Annotated in this window: 15 protein-coding genes; 8 read left to right on the plus strand and 7 right to left on the minus strand. The window is 43.9% G+C overall.

What is annotated here, in order from left to right; genetic code table 11:
* Positions 1 to 266 precede the first annotated feature (266 nt).
* Positions 267 to 773, minus strand: coding sequence for a DUF892 family protein (locus LX99_RS02905; protein WP_022830836.1), 507 nt, complete (start codon positions 771 to 773; stop codon positions 267 to 269).
* A 119-nt stretch (positions 774 to 892) separates the two neighbouring features.
* Between LX99_RS02905 and LX99_RS02910 the strand changes: the two genes are divergently transcribed.
* Positions 893 to 1,846, plus strand: coding sequence for a Smr/MutS family protein (locus LX99_RS02910; protein ID WP_109606215.1), 954 nt, complete (start codon positions 893 to 895; stop codon positions 1,844 to 1,846).
* A gap of 52 nt (positions 1,847 to 1,898) precedes the next feature.
* On the opposite strand, the gene LX99_RS02915 is transcribed toward LX99_RS02910, so the two are convergent.
* Together LX99_RS02915 and LX99_RS02920 are read right to left on the minus strand one after the other, a co-directional pair.
* Positions 1,899 to 3,566 carry an alpha-L-fucosidase gene (locus tag LX99_RS02915; RefSeq protein WP_022830838.1) on the minus strand — a complete coding sequence of 556 codons (1,668 nt, stop codon included), beginning with the start codon at positions 3,564 to 3,566 and terminating at the stop codon, positions 1,899 to 1,901.
* A gap of 68 nt (positions 3,567 to 3,634) precedes the next feature.
* The gene (locus LX99_RS02920; RefSeq protein WP_022830839.1) at positions 3,635 to 5,785 is read right to left on the minus strand and encodes an alpha-L-fucosidase; all 2,151 of its coding nucleotides are present in this window, start codon (positions 5,783 to 5,785) and stop codon (positions 3,635 to 3,637) included.
* Positions 5,786 to 6,062: 277 nt separating this feature from the next.
* On the opposite strand from LX99_RS02920, the gene LX99_RS02925 reads away from it, so the two are divergent.
* A complete protein-coding gene (locus LX99_RS02925) occupies positions 6,063 to 6,284 on the plus strand; it encodes a hypothetical protein (RefSeq protein ID WP_022830840.1) in 222 nt (73 codons plus the stop codon).
* A 138-nt stretch (positions 6,285 to 6,422) separates the two neighbouring features.
* Here the strand turns inward: LX99_RS02925 and LX99_RS02930 are convergent, their stop codons facing one another.
* Complete coding sequence (locus tag LX99_RS02930; RefSeq protein ID WP_022830841.1) at positions 6,423 to 7,211, minus strand: carboxypeptidase-like regulatory domain-containing protein; 789 nt, start codon at positions 7,209 to 7,211, stop codon at positions 6,423 to 6,425.
* 169 nt (positions 7,212 to 7,380) lie between these two features.
* Here LX99_RS02930 and LX99_RS25520 point away from each other — a divergent pair, with 169 nt between their 5' ends.
* The 4 genes from LX99_RS25520 (at position 7,381) to LX99_RS02945 (ending at position 8,689) form a co-directional block, all read left to right on the plus strand.
* On the plus strand, positions 7,381 to 7,539 hold the full coding sequence (locus LX99_RS25520; protein ID WP_170122615.1) for a hypothetical protein: 159 nt from the start codon (positions 7,381 to 7,383) through the stop codon (positions 7,537 to 7,539).
* A gap of 19 nt (positions 7,540 to 7,558) precedes the next feature.
* Positions 7,559 to 7,804, plus strand: a complete 246-nt coding sequence (locus LX99_RS02935) for a hypothetical protein (protein WP_109606217.1) — start codon at positions 7,559 to 7,561, stop codon at positions 7,802 to 7,804.
* 13 nt (positions 7,805 to 7,817) lie between these two features.
* Positions 7,818 to 8,117, plus strand: a complete 300-nt coding sequence (locus LX99_RS02940; protein ID WP_109606219.1) for a DUF3175 domain-containing protein — start codon at positions 7,818 to 7,820, stop codon at positions 8,115 to 8,117.
* Positions 8,118 to 8,197: 80 nt separating this feature from the next.
* Positions 8,198 to 8,689 (plus strand): DUF421 domain-containing protein, encoded by a 492-nt coding sequence (locus LX99_RS02945; RefSeq protein ID WP_109606221.1) that lies wholly within the window; start codon positions 8,198 to 8,200, stop codon positions 8,687 to 8,689.
* 33 nt (positions 8,690 to 8,722) lie between these two features.
* Here the strand turns inward: LX99_RS02945 and LX99_RS02950 are convergent, their stop codons facing one another.
* Positions 8,723 to 9,058, minus strand: a complete 336-nt coding sequence (locus LX99_RS02950; protein ID WP_109606222.1) for a hypothetical protein — start codon at positions 9,056 to 9,058, stop codon at positions 8,723 to 8,725.
* 330 nt (positions 9,059 to 9,388) lie between these two features.
* The gene (yiaA, locus tag LX99_RS02955; protein ID WP_109606224.1) at positions 9,389 to 9,856 is read right to left on the minus strand and encodes an inner membrane protein YiaA; all 468 of its coding nucleotides are present in this window, start codon (positions 9,854 to 9,856) and stop codon (positions 9,389 to 9,391) included.
* A gap of 132 nt (positions 9,857 to 9,988) precedes the next feature.
* Here yiaA and LX99_RS02960 point away from each other — a divergent pair, with 132 nt between their 5' ends.
* Positions 9,989 to 11,479: a hypothetical protein gene (locus LX99_RS02960; protein ID WP_109606226.1), complete on the plus strand. Its 1,491-nt coding sequence runs from the start codon at positions 9,989 to 9,991 to the stop codon at positions 11,477 to 11,479.
* 259 nt (positions 11,480 to 11,738) lie between these two features.
* Here the strand turns inward: LX99_RS02960 and LX99_RS02965 are convergent, their stop codons facing one another.
* Positions 11,739 to 13,979, minus strand: a complete 2,241-nt coding sequence (locus LX99_RS02965) for an alpha-N-acetylglucosaminidase (RefSeq protein WP_109606228.1) — start codon at positions 13,977 to 13,979, stop codon at positions 11,739 to 11,741.
* 368 nt (positions 13,980 to 14,347) lie between these two features.
* On the opposite strand from LX99_RS02965, the gene LX99_RS02970 reads away from it, so the two are divergent.
* The gene (locus LX99_RS02970) at positions 14,348 to 15,037 is read left to right on the plus strand and encodes an OmpW/AlkL family protein (RefSeq protein ID WP_109606230.1); all 690 of its coding nucleotides are present in this window, start codon (positions 14,348 to 14,350) and stop codon (positions 15,035 to 15,037) included.
* Positions 15,038 to 15,184 lie beyond the last annotated feature (147 nt).

Below are 15,184 nucleotides of genomic sequence, written 5' to 3' on the forward strand. Positions count from 1 at the left end.
AACGGGCAATTTAATGCAATTGCATTAAATAACGATAGGCGGAAAACATTATTCGATTTTAAAATAGAAATACAAACGTTATAGAAAATGCTATTTGTAACAAAGTTGTAACATTCTTTTTTTATAATTACATATCTTCTTTTTAACAAATATATTTTTTTTACTTTGTCGCCAGTTATTTTAATAGGGGTATTAAATAACTAAATTTAAGCCATTCGCGCTATGCGGATGGCTTTTTTTATTTACCGGTATTTATTATTAAGTGTCTAATTAACACTAATATATTCCTTAATGATCAGTGTAAAAAGCTCGTCATTATCAATCGACTCATCTTTACACTCGGTTAAAAGCTGTTTTGCCGTAGTATAATTTAGCTGTTCGGCAACCATAATAAGCATATGGCACGATGTAATATTAATATGCTCCAGCAATTGCAGGTACATCATAATATCCATATCCAACAGTACCGGAATAGACTGCCCCTCATCTAAACAAAACTCATCTTTAACAATTGATTTTATGGGGTTGCAATTCTTATCAGACGGGGTTTCGCCGATAAGCTTATAAACCTGCTCCATCCGCACAATCTGTTTTTTAACATCGTCCCAAAACTCCTGGAGAGCCTGTTGCAGGGCGTTGAATGATACAAGGCTTTTCAGGTGATCAAGATGGGCATCCAGGTAGCATTTTCCAAAATAAATGCGGTTTAAGTTGTGAACGAATACCTGTTTTAGGGTATCCTGGCCAAGGGTTTTAGGTGTATCGTTGCTCATAGGTTAATATTAAAGACACGGCTAAATTTTCAATCAAACTTACTTTAAAAATCTGTATATTTTATTATTGCTGACAGTATGCCCGGATAAATTACCTTTGCATTATTGACACCAATGCTATGAAATATAAATTAGGCGATTTTGTTCGGTTTGTTGATGAAAAAATGGAGGGTTTTGTAACCCGCATTATAGATGAGCAAATGATAGGCGTTACCGGCGATGATGATTTTGAGATTCCGGTACTGGCAAGTAAGGTAACTTACGTGCATGGTTACGAGCCCGACGGCGGCAAAAAAAGCAGCGGCAACGGTACCGACGAAAAACCGGTGGCTTTAAGCGAATTTGTAAAAAACGGTGTTTACATTGGTGTGGCTGCCGATGAAAAAGCAAATTCGGTTGTTCATTTTCACCTCATTAATGAAACCTCTTTTCAATTGCTGGCAACGTTAACTACCGATAAACAGCAGGTTTTTAAAGGTGAGTTTGCCGGAATTATTGCCCCGAAAGCCGCAGAAAAAATTTATTCGGCGCAACTGGCCGACCTGCAGGTTTGGCCTAAGTTTATTTTTAACGTATTGTTCAGCACCAAACAGAATATTGAACCGCCTGCACCTTTAAGCATCCAGGAAAAATTTAAAGCTAAGGATTTTTCGACTACCAAGAAGAACCTCCCCTTATTGAATAAAGCAGGCTGGCTCATCAGGCTTGACGAACCCGAACTGGTTATTGACGCGCAAAAATTAAAAGAGAGCTTTTTTGAAAGCCCCGCCCAGAAAATTGTAGTCGAAAAACCGGTTAGCGAGGTAGACCTTCATATTGAGAAACTGCGGGATGATTACCAGTTTTTGGATAATTCAGAGATTATGAATATCCAGCTGGCCCATTTTCATAAAGCGCTGGATGCGGCCATTGTACACCAGCTGCCCGATATTACCTTTATTCACGGCGCCGGCAACGGCACACTGCGCAATGAACTGCACCGCCAGTTGGGTAAAAATAAAAAAGTGCAAACCTTTATGGATGCCCGTAAAGAGAAATTTGGTTACGGGGCAACTAAAGTATTGCTAAAGTAACTCAATAAAACCGAAACAGGATCGCGGCGGCGATCCTGTTTCGGTTTTATAGTTATCCTATCGCCCCTTCAATTTTATACACCACCGCTATATCATTAGGCTTAACAGCGGGTGTTTCAATTTTAAGGCCCTCCGCTGTTTGCTGCCAGTTTAATTTGCCGTGATAACCAATCATGCTTACACCGGTAATTTTCCTGGCTCCCAGCTGCGCCGATGAACTTGCCAGCGTTTTGATCAGGCTGCCCTTTTCGCCCGGCCAGCCAAGAGCGATGGCATAAAGCGCGTTATGCTTTTTGGTAAACCTGAAATCGTCTGCGGTAAACGGTTTCCCCTTTCCTTCGTTAAAGCCCTGAGCGCTTAAAGGCGCCGCCGATTCTATAGCCGGGCCTTCGCCAAATACCGTCCATGGGCGGGTTGCGTATATGGCTTCGCTGTTCACCTGCATCCATCCGGCTATGCCCTCAACCACTTTACGTTCTTCCTCGTCAATAGAGCCATCTCCACGAACCGGGATGTTCAATAAAAGGTTTCCGTTTTTGCTTACAACATCGGCAAGGGTGTGGATAATTGTCCTGGCTGTTTTATATCCTTTATGATCAAATATCCGCCTGTCGTAGTGCCAGGCGCCTATGCAGGTATCGGTTTGCCAGGGCTCGGGTTCAATCTGGTTACTTTGCCCGCGCTCAATATCCCAGATCATGCATTTACGCTGCTGTTCATCCAGTATTTTACCAAAAAGCGCGGCCTGCAGCTTTCCGTGTTTTTTAATGCTGGTGTTATACATATGCGCGGCAATTTTTAAACCGGCATCATTAACCGGCCACAGCGGCAGCACGGTATCATCAAAGTAAATAAGCTCCGGACCGTATTTATCAATAAGCTCAATGGTACGGTTTAAAAATTTATCGCAATAAGCCTTATCTGGCATAGCCACGCCGTTACCCCAGGCCCACTGGCTGTGAATAGTCCCATCGTTCAGGCTGTCTTTACTTAAGGGATGATTTTGCGCGTAAAGTTCCTGCGGATCATAGCCGTCCCACCATTTGCCCTTTCCGTCGGCTTTGGTAAGCTTTCCATCGTACGGAACACCGGCCATGGGTCCGGTTTTATCAGCCCGTTGCGCCACCTCCATCCAGCTCCAGGTGTGGGCGGCGTGTACAGTTACCCCAAACGGGATTCCCTGCGCCCTGGCAGCTTTGGCCCACCCGCCTATCAAATCCTTTTTGGGCCCTAAGCGGGTCGAATTCCATGATTGATAGGAGCTGTTGTATAAATCAAAACCATCATGGTGGTTGGCCAGCGCCATAAAATATTTAGCGCCTGCCTTTTTATAAAGCGCAAGCAGTTCGTCGGGCTGCCATTTTTCGGCTTTCCATTCGTTAATTACATCCTTAAAGCCAAATCTTGAAGGGTGCCCGTATTTTTCGATATGGTATTTATATTGGTCGCTCCCCTCCTGGTACATGCCGCGGGCATACCAATCGCCGCGTTCGGGCTGGCATTGCGGGCCCCAGTGTGCCCACAGTCCAAATTTCGCATCCCTGAACCATTCGGGTACGCGGTATTGCTTAAGCGATTCCCAATCGGGTTTAAACGGCCCATCGGCAATTACGCTGCCATAATTTGAACCAGGCGATGGCGCTATGCTGCCAAAAGCTTTGCTAAGGTAAAAAGCCGGGATAGCCGCGGCCATCCCTTTTAATAATTTTCTCCGCTTCATAGGTTTATAATTAGTGTTTCAAACACACTTAATAATAAATGCAATTTAGAGGATAAAATTTTATTTACCTACTTTTTTGCAAACCATATTTCAAGGTTGGGCAATTTCATGGTTTGATGCGGCGATGGCGGATTGTGCAGCTTTAAACTTACCGGGTACAATTTATTCAAATCGAAAACTACCGGATCAAGATCTTTGATATAAATATGCTGCGGAATACTATGGCTGATTGCGAAGGGAATGGCTTTTTTAAAGTTGTTAAACACTTTAATCAGCAATTGATTGTTGCCCGGCATCAGTACCAAACCAATTACATGGCTTACCGATGCCGCTTTATCCGGGTTGTTATTAATAAGCAGCTGCCTGCCATTAAGCAATACCACAATGCCGTCGCCGCTGGTGATTTTAACCTGGGCATAAACTATTCCGGCACCGGCGTTAATGTTTTGTAAAATGTAGTGAGCGTTATCCATACCGGCAGGCAAATCAACCAACTGCCCGTTTTTGTAATTATCCATTAGCTGCCATGGCTTACCCGCATCCGGGGTATAGGGTTTTGTGATGTCAATTTTATCAGCACTGCCGTTTAAACCGCCTAAGCCAGAATAGTAAGGACCTGTGATATAAAGCGGTCCCCATTTTATTTTGGCGGTATCGGGTTTGTACTTCATCAGCCTGTCGCTATCAAGCGTAAGCGTATGGATTGCACCATCAACCGCTAAATCAATTGTATTTCCCTTTTCCTCATCGGTATATTTTATGGTGGGCAGGTATTTTCCTTTGTGTTTCACTTTCACCGTCCATGATTGCTTTACGGTACTTCGGTAATTGCTGTTATAGTCAATTCCCGATGAGCTGTAGTAATTGTAGGCGTTATGCTCATCCAATTTGATATGATCATAACTGCTTACAATGATATGAGCCGGCCGTACCTTATAGCCTTCGGCGATATCAACGGCTATTACCTTAATGTCATTAGCCAAATCAAAATCAACAGGCAGCGTAATTTTAGCGGTATCTGCAGTTTGCTTAAAGCTAAGCTGCTGCGCTCCGCCTAAAACGGATACACTATTTATTTTGCCTTCCAGTCCGGGTAATGTGATTAGCCCACCTGCCGGTGGCCTGGTTACAAAAAGATAAAGTTTACCAGGCTTAGCGGTAACATTGCCCCAGTTAAACGAAGTAAAAAAAGGATCGGCTGTGGTGCCGTAAACAGCATCGGCATTTTTACGCAGCCACGCGCCTATACGTAACAATACATTTTTTTCAAAGCCCACTACGCTGCCATCGCCTTTGGGGCCAATATTGAGCAGGTAATTACCTCCCCGGCTTATCACCCTGATCAGGCTCTCCAGTTTCTCTTTATATTTATCATCTTCGCTGCCGCGCACCTGCCAGGAGCGGTAGCCCCAGGTTTCATCAAAAAAAGAAGCGGGCGACTGCCACGGTGTCCCGATAGCATAATCCGGATACTGGTTATCGCCCATCACCGCAAAATCGCCCTGATCATTACCCAGCCTGCTGCTTACCATGCAATCGGGCTGCAGGCGGTGTACCAGCTGGTATAACTCCCGGCTTTGCGCAGGGCTTTGCGAACCCATATCAAACCAAAGCTCGGATATGGTACCATAGTTGGTAAGCAACTCGGTTACTTGCTTTTTATTGTACGCGTGATGTTCGGGGGTTATATAGTCTGAATTATGACTTGATATGGGCGAGGCCTGCGGGTAATGCCAATCTATCAATGAAAAATATAAACCGAACCGTAAACCGTGGCGTTTACAGGCTTCGGCCATCTCCTTAACTACATCGCGTTTAAATGGCGTGGCATCAACAACATTAAAATCGGTTGTGGTGGTTTTAAACATACAAAAACCGTCGTGATGTTTGGAAGTCAACACGATCGACCGCATCCCGGCGGCTTTGGCCAGCAAGGCAATACTATCGGCGTTCCAGTTTACCGGGTTAAAGTTTTTGGCCAGGTTGGCATAAGTATCGCTGTAAATGCCAGCATGTGCCTGGATCTGTTCACTTAAGCCGCGGCTTACAGGCTTGCCATCCCAAACGCCGCCTAAAACCGAATAAATCCCCCCGAAATGGATAAACATGGAAAACTTTTGATCCTGCCATTGCTTAACCGACTCCGCAGCCGGCTGTGCCCTAAGCCATTGCGTAACGCCTATAAAAAACAAAATGAAAATAAGTTTATACCTGGTCATGGTGATGGAATGATTTTAACAAATGTAAAAAAGTTGCCATAAGTTAAATAACTAACAATTTGAAGCTATACACAGCTAAACGCAACGCCATATGTCAACTCATAAACCCTCAGTTTAAATTATCTTAATAATACATACATATTGTTACCATTTTGATATTTAAAACAGGTATTTGTTATTAAAAAAACTTTTTGCATCTTTGCAGTGTCCCCCTACTTAGTTATAAACATCATTAATTGCTGTGTAAACTGCTATCAGTTAATTTTTTTTATAAAACATGTCCGAATTTTCCATTCAGCCTAATATTCCCTGCGAACCGTGTAAAGAGTGCGGGGCGCGACCGGTAATTGAACAGACCCGTAAAGGTTTTGTAGTTAAATGCCCAACCAGCAAAAAGCACTTTTCAACAGAACCTGGAATGGTTAATGTAGAAGAATGGAACAGGTACAACCAAACAACGCCGGTAATTGGAAATCAGATAAAAATCAAGGCATCGTAAATAAGCGATGAGAGGTTAGTGATTAGAGGTTGGGCAATTCGATATTCACCATATTGTTGTAAAATCCAATAAAGCTTTTCGTGGCTTATAGTTAAAATCAACTAATCTCTAAACGCTAACCACCAACCGCTCCTGCTCCTATTTAACAAACAGCGGTTTGCCCTGCTTGCTGCCTGTTTTTACATATTGTGCGTAACTCTCCTTAATATAACTCGCCATATCATAGTCGTTCATCTGTTTAACCTTTTTGATATCGGGGCGATACCGGTTCATAAAGTTTTGCAGTGAATCGCCCTTCAGGTTAGTGATCACCGAAACTTTCTCGGGCGAGAAAAACCTGTCGACATATTGAATTTCCTCATCTTTCAATAAAACCTTTTGAAGCTTTGATTGCGGAGCCTTGTGATTACCCAGCATATCAATTACCGAAAGCAGGTTTACACTTAAAATAGTCGCAGTGCTTTTATCGGCATTGATATAATTAGCAGGAACGTATTTGGTTGAGCGGGTGATCAGGGCATCTTTGATGGTTGCGCCATGATAATTAAAAACAGCGGCATACTCACGCCTGTTTCGTAAAGAATCGGCTTTGGCGTTGCGCATGGCCCGGATGCGCACCTCGTTTAAAACCGTTGAAGACGGATCGACATAACACCTCAGGGTATCTGTTTTTAAAAAGCCTGTAACTATTTGATAGGGTTTATAGCCCACGCAGGTTATCCGCAAAGTATCACCGGGCTTCATGTTGCTGAGCGTAAACCTCCCCTGCAGGTTGCTGATCCCTTTTGACGACCGGGTACCCACAAACGCGTTAGCCACAGGCAAGTATGTTTTTTTATCGATAACCACGCCCGCTATGCGCTGCGCAAACAGATTGTACGACAGGAACATTAATACCAGTAAAGGAATGTTTTTCAATGCTTTCATGACGGTTCAGTTAAGGGTTGGGCAGGTGATATAAATATAGCTTTTTAAATAACCAAAAACATCCTTTTTAACAAAAATTAACCTGCATTTAAAATTGGGGAAAACTTTTCTGCAATAACGAATATTAACTAATAATATAATTAAACATCAATTAAATTAAAAAATTATTATGACAACAAAAAACGATACAGGTACCGCCAAAGGTAAACTACCCGGCGAACAGAAAAAAACCGAAGCACCAAGGATACCAACGGTAACGCCCGACAACGAGAACGGCGACCCGGGACCACCGGCCAAACCAACATCAAAAGATAAAACACAAAAGTAACCCTCACTCATCAGCTATCATGAAAAATAAATTAATAACAGGTCTGCTCCCGTTGTCAGTGAGCCTGATCATGGCCTGCAGCGGCAATCATTCGGCAAAAGGCGGCGAAGACACCGCAAAGGCGCAGCACGAAGCGCCATCCAACATCGATACTTCACAAACTACCACCGCAACCGGCGACGCTTCTGCGGTTGACAACAGTGCATCGGGCGGAACTAAAACCGCGCGCCCAGATTCGCTCAAGGTGGATAGCACCAAAAAATAAATGATCATAAAAAATGAAGGGCAAAACAAAAAAACCGAAGAAAAGATGGTCGGCCAGGGTAACCGATAGCAGCAATGCGATGGACCTGGAGAAAGACATTTTTAAATCGAAAGATCCGGACAAGATAGCGGCTTCATTAAAACACTCGGCCGAGGCCAGTCACCGGCGTAAAGCTTCGCCGTTTCAAAGCGCCATGTCGATGCTTAATTTTTACGAGAACCGGGCAGGCCGCAACCTGAGCAAACGCCGACGGGCGCCGCTTGAAAAAGCGAAGAACAAGCTTCGCCGTTTATTTGGAAAAGAAGAAAAGTAGTTTTAGGGCTACTTTTTTTTGATATATCCTTATCTTAACAGCCACCAATAATAAAGCTACTTATCAAAATTTGACCTAAAATGGAGGTGCTGGTTAAAATATTTGGCCAAGGCAGGGATCTGGGTGCCCTGCAAATGGGCTGCCGGGGTTTAGTTGTGTTTTTAATAGCCTTGATCCTGATCCGCATTTCGGGCAGGCGCAGTTTTGGGATACGGGGGCCTTTGGATAATATTATTACCATTTTATTAGGCGCGGTACTTAGCCGGGCGGTGGTAGGCGCGTCGGCGTTTTTGCCTATTATTACAACATGCCTGGTAATAGTAGTGCTTCATCGCTGGGTTTCATGGCTTATAATCAGTAAAGATAACATCGCCAGGCTGATACAGGGCGAGAAAATACTCCTGTACAAAGACGGCGCCTTTATTGAACAGCACATGAAACGCGCTTTACTAAACCACGAAGATGTGATGCACGGTGTCCGCAGATCGGCCCTGACAGAGGACATGAGCCAGGTTGACAGAGTTTATATTGAGCGGAACGGCGAAATCACGGTTGTTAAAAAGAGGGAATGAGCCCGGTTGCCCGGGCTCTGATCAGCAAATAACTTATTTATTGTAAGCGATAACGCCTCTGAAAAACTGGATGCCGCCAAAAACTATAGCTCCCCAAAATATGAAGCCGATATGCGCCATGGTTAAACCCAAACCGCCTACACACCACAAGGCACCATAAAGCATATCCTTTTTTGCACGCTCCCTGTGTGAACTGCTGATTTTTTGCTCCAGTTCGCCCACAATATAATCCGCGTTACCCTCATCGAGGCCGCGGGCCAATAGTGCCTGTTTTACTTCGTATGAGTTTTGTCCGCCAATGAAAAGGTTTGTTGCATATTGATACATATGGTTGATGTCAACTGCTGCTGATTGTGCGTTTTCTTCCATGATAAGGTTGTTAAGTTTGTTATTTGTAAGTTGGCACCAAGTTAGTTATTATTCATAGGGTAGGCAATATCAATTATCAGAAATGCAAAAAAGCAAGCCAACTGACTTGCTTTTCTGCTGTCTACTCTACCAATTTTAATTCCAACCAGATCATAAAAAACTCTGCAACCGGTCATCACTTAAAATCCTGTCGGGAACAACAATCGATTGGATAGGTTTAGGAAAATTTTGTACTATTTGATGACGCGTATTTAAGTTGTTTGATGCCTCGATATTTAAATAACCCCGCAGGCTTGCAAAACAAGGCACCGCGGGGAGGCAACCGCTACGTTACAGATCTTTATCCTCAAACATTTTCGCGTCGCGGGTATTTTTTTGTACGGCAATGGCCGAGAACATGCTCAGGCTGAATGCCATGGCATAAAAGCCTTTTTCACTTCGGGCCAGGTCGGCATTCCACAGGCCGATAGTTAGCAGGATCATTGCCGCGATGGTGGCAAACCAGCTCAGGCCATAGTAAAGATCAGTAACGGCGAGCCCTTCCGATCTGTCCCTTACACTTTTTTGTACCGAGATCACGGCGAACAAGCCGAATAACAAAATGGTAAAATAATATCCTTTTTCGTTTAACTGTATGTCGGCGTTCCATAAGCCAATACAGTAACCGGTAACCCCGGCCAATAAGGCAAACCATGATGCGCCGATAAATGCGCCTGTTGGCTTGAACGGGCTCCTGCCCTTTTCGCCATATTTTCCATTTGGTGAATTTTCGTCTGTTTTGTGTTGTAGCGGTTCCATGTTTGTTTTTGTTTGTTTGATTACTATGGGAGCAAATGTGGGATGTAAAAACTGCCTGAAAAAATCAGATTTGAATAATTACTGACGATATATTTTTGATTATTGTACCTTTATACATCCCCAACTACCGCCATGGATTCACTTTCGGAATTAATAAACCTGCTAAATAACCATGATAAAAAACTATTTAAAGCATTTTTAGAGCGAAAAAACAAACGGGCGGATGTTAAAAACCTGCAGTTGTTTAATTTAATTGAAACTGACGATATCAGTAACCTCAACAAACTTTATAATAACGAAAAAAATAAAGATGCCTACCACGCTTTGCGCAAAAGGCTACAGGATAATCTGGTGCTTTTTTTATCGCAGAAAACTTTTGAAGGTACCCATTCAGATACTTACGAGGCTTTACGCCTGGTAGTGGCCGGCCGCTTTTTGCTGGAAAACGATGTACCCAAAATTGCCTTTAAATGCCTGGATAAAGCCGAAACCCTTGCCGCCCGACTGGAACAGTTTAATTTATTGAATGAGCTGTTGTTATTAAAGATACAATACGCGCACCTGCCGGGAGCTGAAGATTTTGAAGCCTTAACCGCGCGCTTTCTGCAAAACCAGCTGCATATGCAGCGCGAGGCCAGGCTTAATCTGGCCTACGCCTTTTTAAGACAGGAACTGCAGCAGATCCACCTGAAAGGGAAGATCGTTAACCTGACCAGCCTGATGATCAAAACCATCCGTAAATACAGGATCGCCGCCGAGGATTTGATGACCTATAAATCAATCTACCAGATTTTGTTTATAGCAAGTGAATATGCCGACATACAGCAAAATTACGCGTTGATAGAACGTTACATTAACCGTACCGGCAAGTTTATACAAAACCAGCGAATTGAAAAACACGCCTATCTTTTTTACCATATCTCCATCCTGTACTTTTTGGCAAACTTCCACCTGCGGCAAAAAGATTTTGTAAAAAGCATAGCGTATCTTAAAGAAATGGATGTTTTAATGGGTGCCGATAGCCATTACCACAGGCTGTTTTACTTACGTTACCAATTGCTTTCGGCCCTTAACCGGTTTTTTACCGGTTTTGCAGGCCAGGCCATCGCGCAATTGCAGGAATCGCTCTCCGGTACTAACAACCGTTCAAAACCGGCCGATATTGAGGATTTACGCATATGCCTTGCCATGTTTCTGGCTTTATGCAACGACAGGGGAAGTTTGAAGCAACTGGCTTTACTTACCCGCACTGATGCCTGGTACGAAAAGAAACTGGGCATGCTTTGGACCATCCGAAAAAGCCTGATGGAAATTTTGGTGCAGGCACAGTTCGCCAACATTGAGGTTGCCATGTCGCGTTTAAACAGTTTTAGGAGAAGGTATAAGAAGTACCTGCTGAAAACTTCGGAAGAGCGGGTGCTGGTATTTTTAGGACTTGTTGAAAACTACCTGCTAAAGCCTGATATTGCTATTGAACCTTCATACAAAAAAGCGGTTTTAACCTTTGTTGATGAACCGGGGAATAACGACCTGTTTACATTGAGTTTTATTGCCTGGTTAATGGCAAGATGGGATAAACGGACGGCTTACCAGGTGGTTTTGGGGTTGGTATCACAATACTGACCAAATGCATAATTAAAGCTTCACTTTAACTTATTGAGTAACCACATGATACCAAAATGATGGCAACGTAACGCCTTTGAAGCTTGGAACCGAATAGCAACCTGTAAAAACCGCTTATAATAAAAGCCTTTAATCTTTCAACTAAAGGCTTTTATTTCCTGGTTTCAGCAAGGCCGCTTAACCATCCATTCAGTACCTGCGGGTATTGAATCTGCGGTTAAAACAGGGCCTGTTTATCGAGGGACTTATCATCAAAACATTACAAATACAAAGCCCATTTTTTATAAATATCCATACAAACCTGCACGGTGTTTCCGGATGGTGTTGAGGGATAGTGTTGTGTTGTTTGAGTTTTACCGGTCCAGTCCCAGTCAAATTTGGCGCGTAATTTATTAATGGCCTTCATATCCGGTTCTGAGCCGGTTTTGATGGTTTTCCGTAATTCGTTAAAAAACAAATCCCAACGTAATTTATAATACGAACCGATCAGGCCCGACCAATCTTTCGAGGCATAGTCTGAATTTACATTATCCTCACCACCCCAGGTAGTAATCAGCACACGGGCGCTTTTTTCATAATAATCTTTCTCCGCTTCAGTTTTTCCGAATGCCCTTGCCTGCTCAAGCCATGAGCCCAGTAAAAATTCGGTCTGGGTTCCGGTTAATTTATCAACATCATCACAAATATCATCAAACAAGGCAGTGAACTTATTAAAGGCAACTTCATTTTTAGCATAGTAGGCATTGCTGATAGAATCGCGGATTGACAGGGCCAGGTTAGCCAATACCTGCTTTTCTACCACCACCAGGTCGCGCTGGTAATGAGCAGAACGTTTGGAAACCGAATCGGCAAGGAATAGGCCCGGTAATATATTGGCCAAAGCCTGGTAATCATAACTGCTCAACGACGAATAATCGCCATGCCCCTTCAGCATCGGTTTGGATTGGATGATATTGCCCAAACCAACCCCCGAAACCTGGTTGTTATACACCAGCGGCAAAAGCTTTGCCCACACCGCCTGCACGGCCGCGTCATTATTGCCTGCCCTGCTGGCGGCGTATTTTTTAATCCAATCCTTAGTATTGATGGCATCTTTGTTCCAGGCATAATCAAACACCCACTCAAACATAAAATCATTAATCCCAAAACCCTCAAGGGTTGATCCGATACCCGCCATTTGACGGCTGTTGGGATCATTTTCGGCTGCAGGCAGCAGCCTGGCTACTTTTAAAAGCGGCGCTGCCATTTGTGTATTACCTCCAAAATTACCGAGGTAACACCAAATATACGGCGCGTTAAAAAAGCCGTCGGTAGGGCGCCATATTTCAGTATGTTCGCCGAAATAGTCAAGCAAAATCATTTTGTTTGCCGGCACCGCTTTAATCATGGCCTCCAGGCGAGGATTGGTCCAATGTTTACGGTCATAATAAAATGTCCAGCCCATTTGTATCCAGCTTGCATCGGCATCAACCGCCTGCATGCCGCTGTATATGGTTTTAGCCACCTTTGCCAGGTAGGCGGGTTCCCAACTGGGCGGGTTCATTTCATTAAATGGATCGGCGCCGTAATAGTGATTGGTTCCTAATAGCTTCTGTTGTTCTTTAAGGTAAGCTTTTTGTATTTTAACAAACAGGGGGTCCATCGGATCCAGGAAAAAGGCGTCGTTTTCTGCCCCCGTATCGTACGAACCCAGGTCGGTAAGCTTCATATCCGGAAACCTAACTTTCAGATCTTTGGGTACATGCCCCGCAAAAGCCGGCAAAATAGGCGTCATGCCGAAAGCTCTTTCCCGCTTTAAAATTTGTTTTTGCAATGCAAACTGGTTATCGATAAAGCTTTGCGGCAGGGGACCTAACCAACGGTCGAGGTTACCCATTCGTTGCCAGGGCAGGTGCGACGGACCGGTAAAGAACGAGCGGCTTTGCTCATCTGTCATCCCGAATTGTTTCCAGACACGCTGCCATATATATTCCTGTCCGGTTATTGCCAGGGGCATATTAATGCCGTTTAAGGCCATCCAGTCTATAAGCCGCTCCCACTCATCCCATTTCCACCAAAGCATGGTATAGCCAAAGGTGCAGTAATTTAAAAAGAAGCGCTTATCAAAACGGCATTCCTGCCCAACGGGTACTTTCACCATCGGCAATACAGCAGGTACGTTGATAGCATCTTTTGAATACCAGCTAACCGATATATTACATACATTTTTCAAATAATAATTCAGGCCCTTAGCCATAGCTAAGGCGTTGGTACCCTTTATTACTATTTTATTGTTTTTGCTTTCCACATAAAAACTGTCGCGAAGATTTTTAGAAGCAATGGGCTCAAGCAAAAAAGCTGCGGATTTACCAGGCAGCAACCGCTCAATTAACGCGCGTACTTCGCCGTAATCGGGGTTAACGGGCCCCCGAGGCTTTGCGGTAGCAGCCGCGTTAATTGCTCCCGCAAAAAAAATGATCAGTAAATAAGTAAGTTTTTTAAAAGTAGCGGTTTTTATCATCGTTAAGGGTTAAGTAGATTAAAGCAGGAAAGCATATTGCTCCGCCTTCAAAAATATTACTATTACCCAAGCAAGCATTGACAAAATTTATCACAAATCGGGTTATTAATACTTACGCAGCGTTAATTTAACAGAAAGAAAATACTTTTTATCACTTCACACAGGTTAATTTAGCAGGTAATCAGCCATCCCCTGCCGGGAGCAAACTCACCCTGCGGCAAAATTTTTACGGGCTTTCCGGATGTCCGGTAAACGCCTGTAATTTTCGGCAACCGGTCAATGATTAGCATCATTTTGTACGCTGATACTCATCAGTCGTCCCGGAAATTCCAACACTAATTTTGACCCATATTCTAACACGCATATTTATGAAATATTTAAAACTAACCTTAATCTGTGCCCTTTTTTGCAGTGCGACTGCTGCCTTTGCACAGGAAAAAAACGAACTTGATATCCGCGTACGCGCAGTAGCTGTGATCCCGCAGGAAAGCGCGTCTATCGGCGTGATCGGGGGCGGCGTGAACATTTCCAATTCAGTAATACCGGAGGTGGATTTTACCTACTTTTTCGCCAAAAACTTTTCGGCCGAACTGATCCTTGGTACCACTAAACATAAGGTAAATACTAAAGGATCAAACCTGACCGCTATCGGCGGAAGCAGCTCGGCTGATGTTAACCTAGGCAGCGTATGGTTATTGCCGCCAACGCTTACCCTGCAATACCATGTTCCGGCCGGAAAAGTATTCAAACCTTATTTAGGTGCCGGCGCTAACTACACTATTTTTTACAGCGCTGATAAAGGCAATACCGTTCAGGGGATCAAATACAAAGACAAATTTGCCTTTGCCGCGCAGGCAGGCGCCGATTTTGACATCAGCAAAAAGGTATTCCTGAATATTGATGTGAAAAAGCTTTTCCTGAATACGAAAGCTACAGTAGATGCTTCGAACTTAACCCCGGCCGGTAGCCCCGCGTTGGCGCCGGTACTGCAAAATATCAATGCCGATGTAAAGATCAGGCCATGGCTGATCGGTATTGGCATTGGCCGACGCTTTTAGTGTTTGAGTTGTGTTAAAGTGGTGAAAACCTGCCTCCGGGCGGGTTTTTTTATGTGCATCCGGATAAGAAAAGTGATCAGCGTCATCTTTTTTGCTGACCGGCATCTTTCCGCCCGGCCCCTGCAATACTGACCTTTACTGCTGACA

Source organism: Mucilaginibacter oryzae, assembly GCF_003148845.1.
GTDB lineage: Bacteria > Bacteroidota > Bacteroidia > Sphingobacteriales > Sphingobacteriaceae > Mucilaginibacter > Mucilaginibacter oryzae.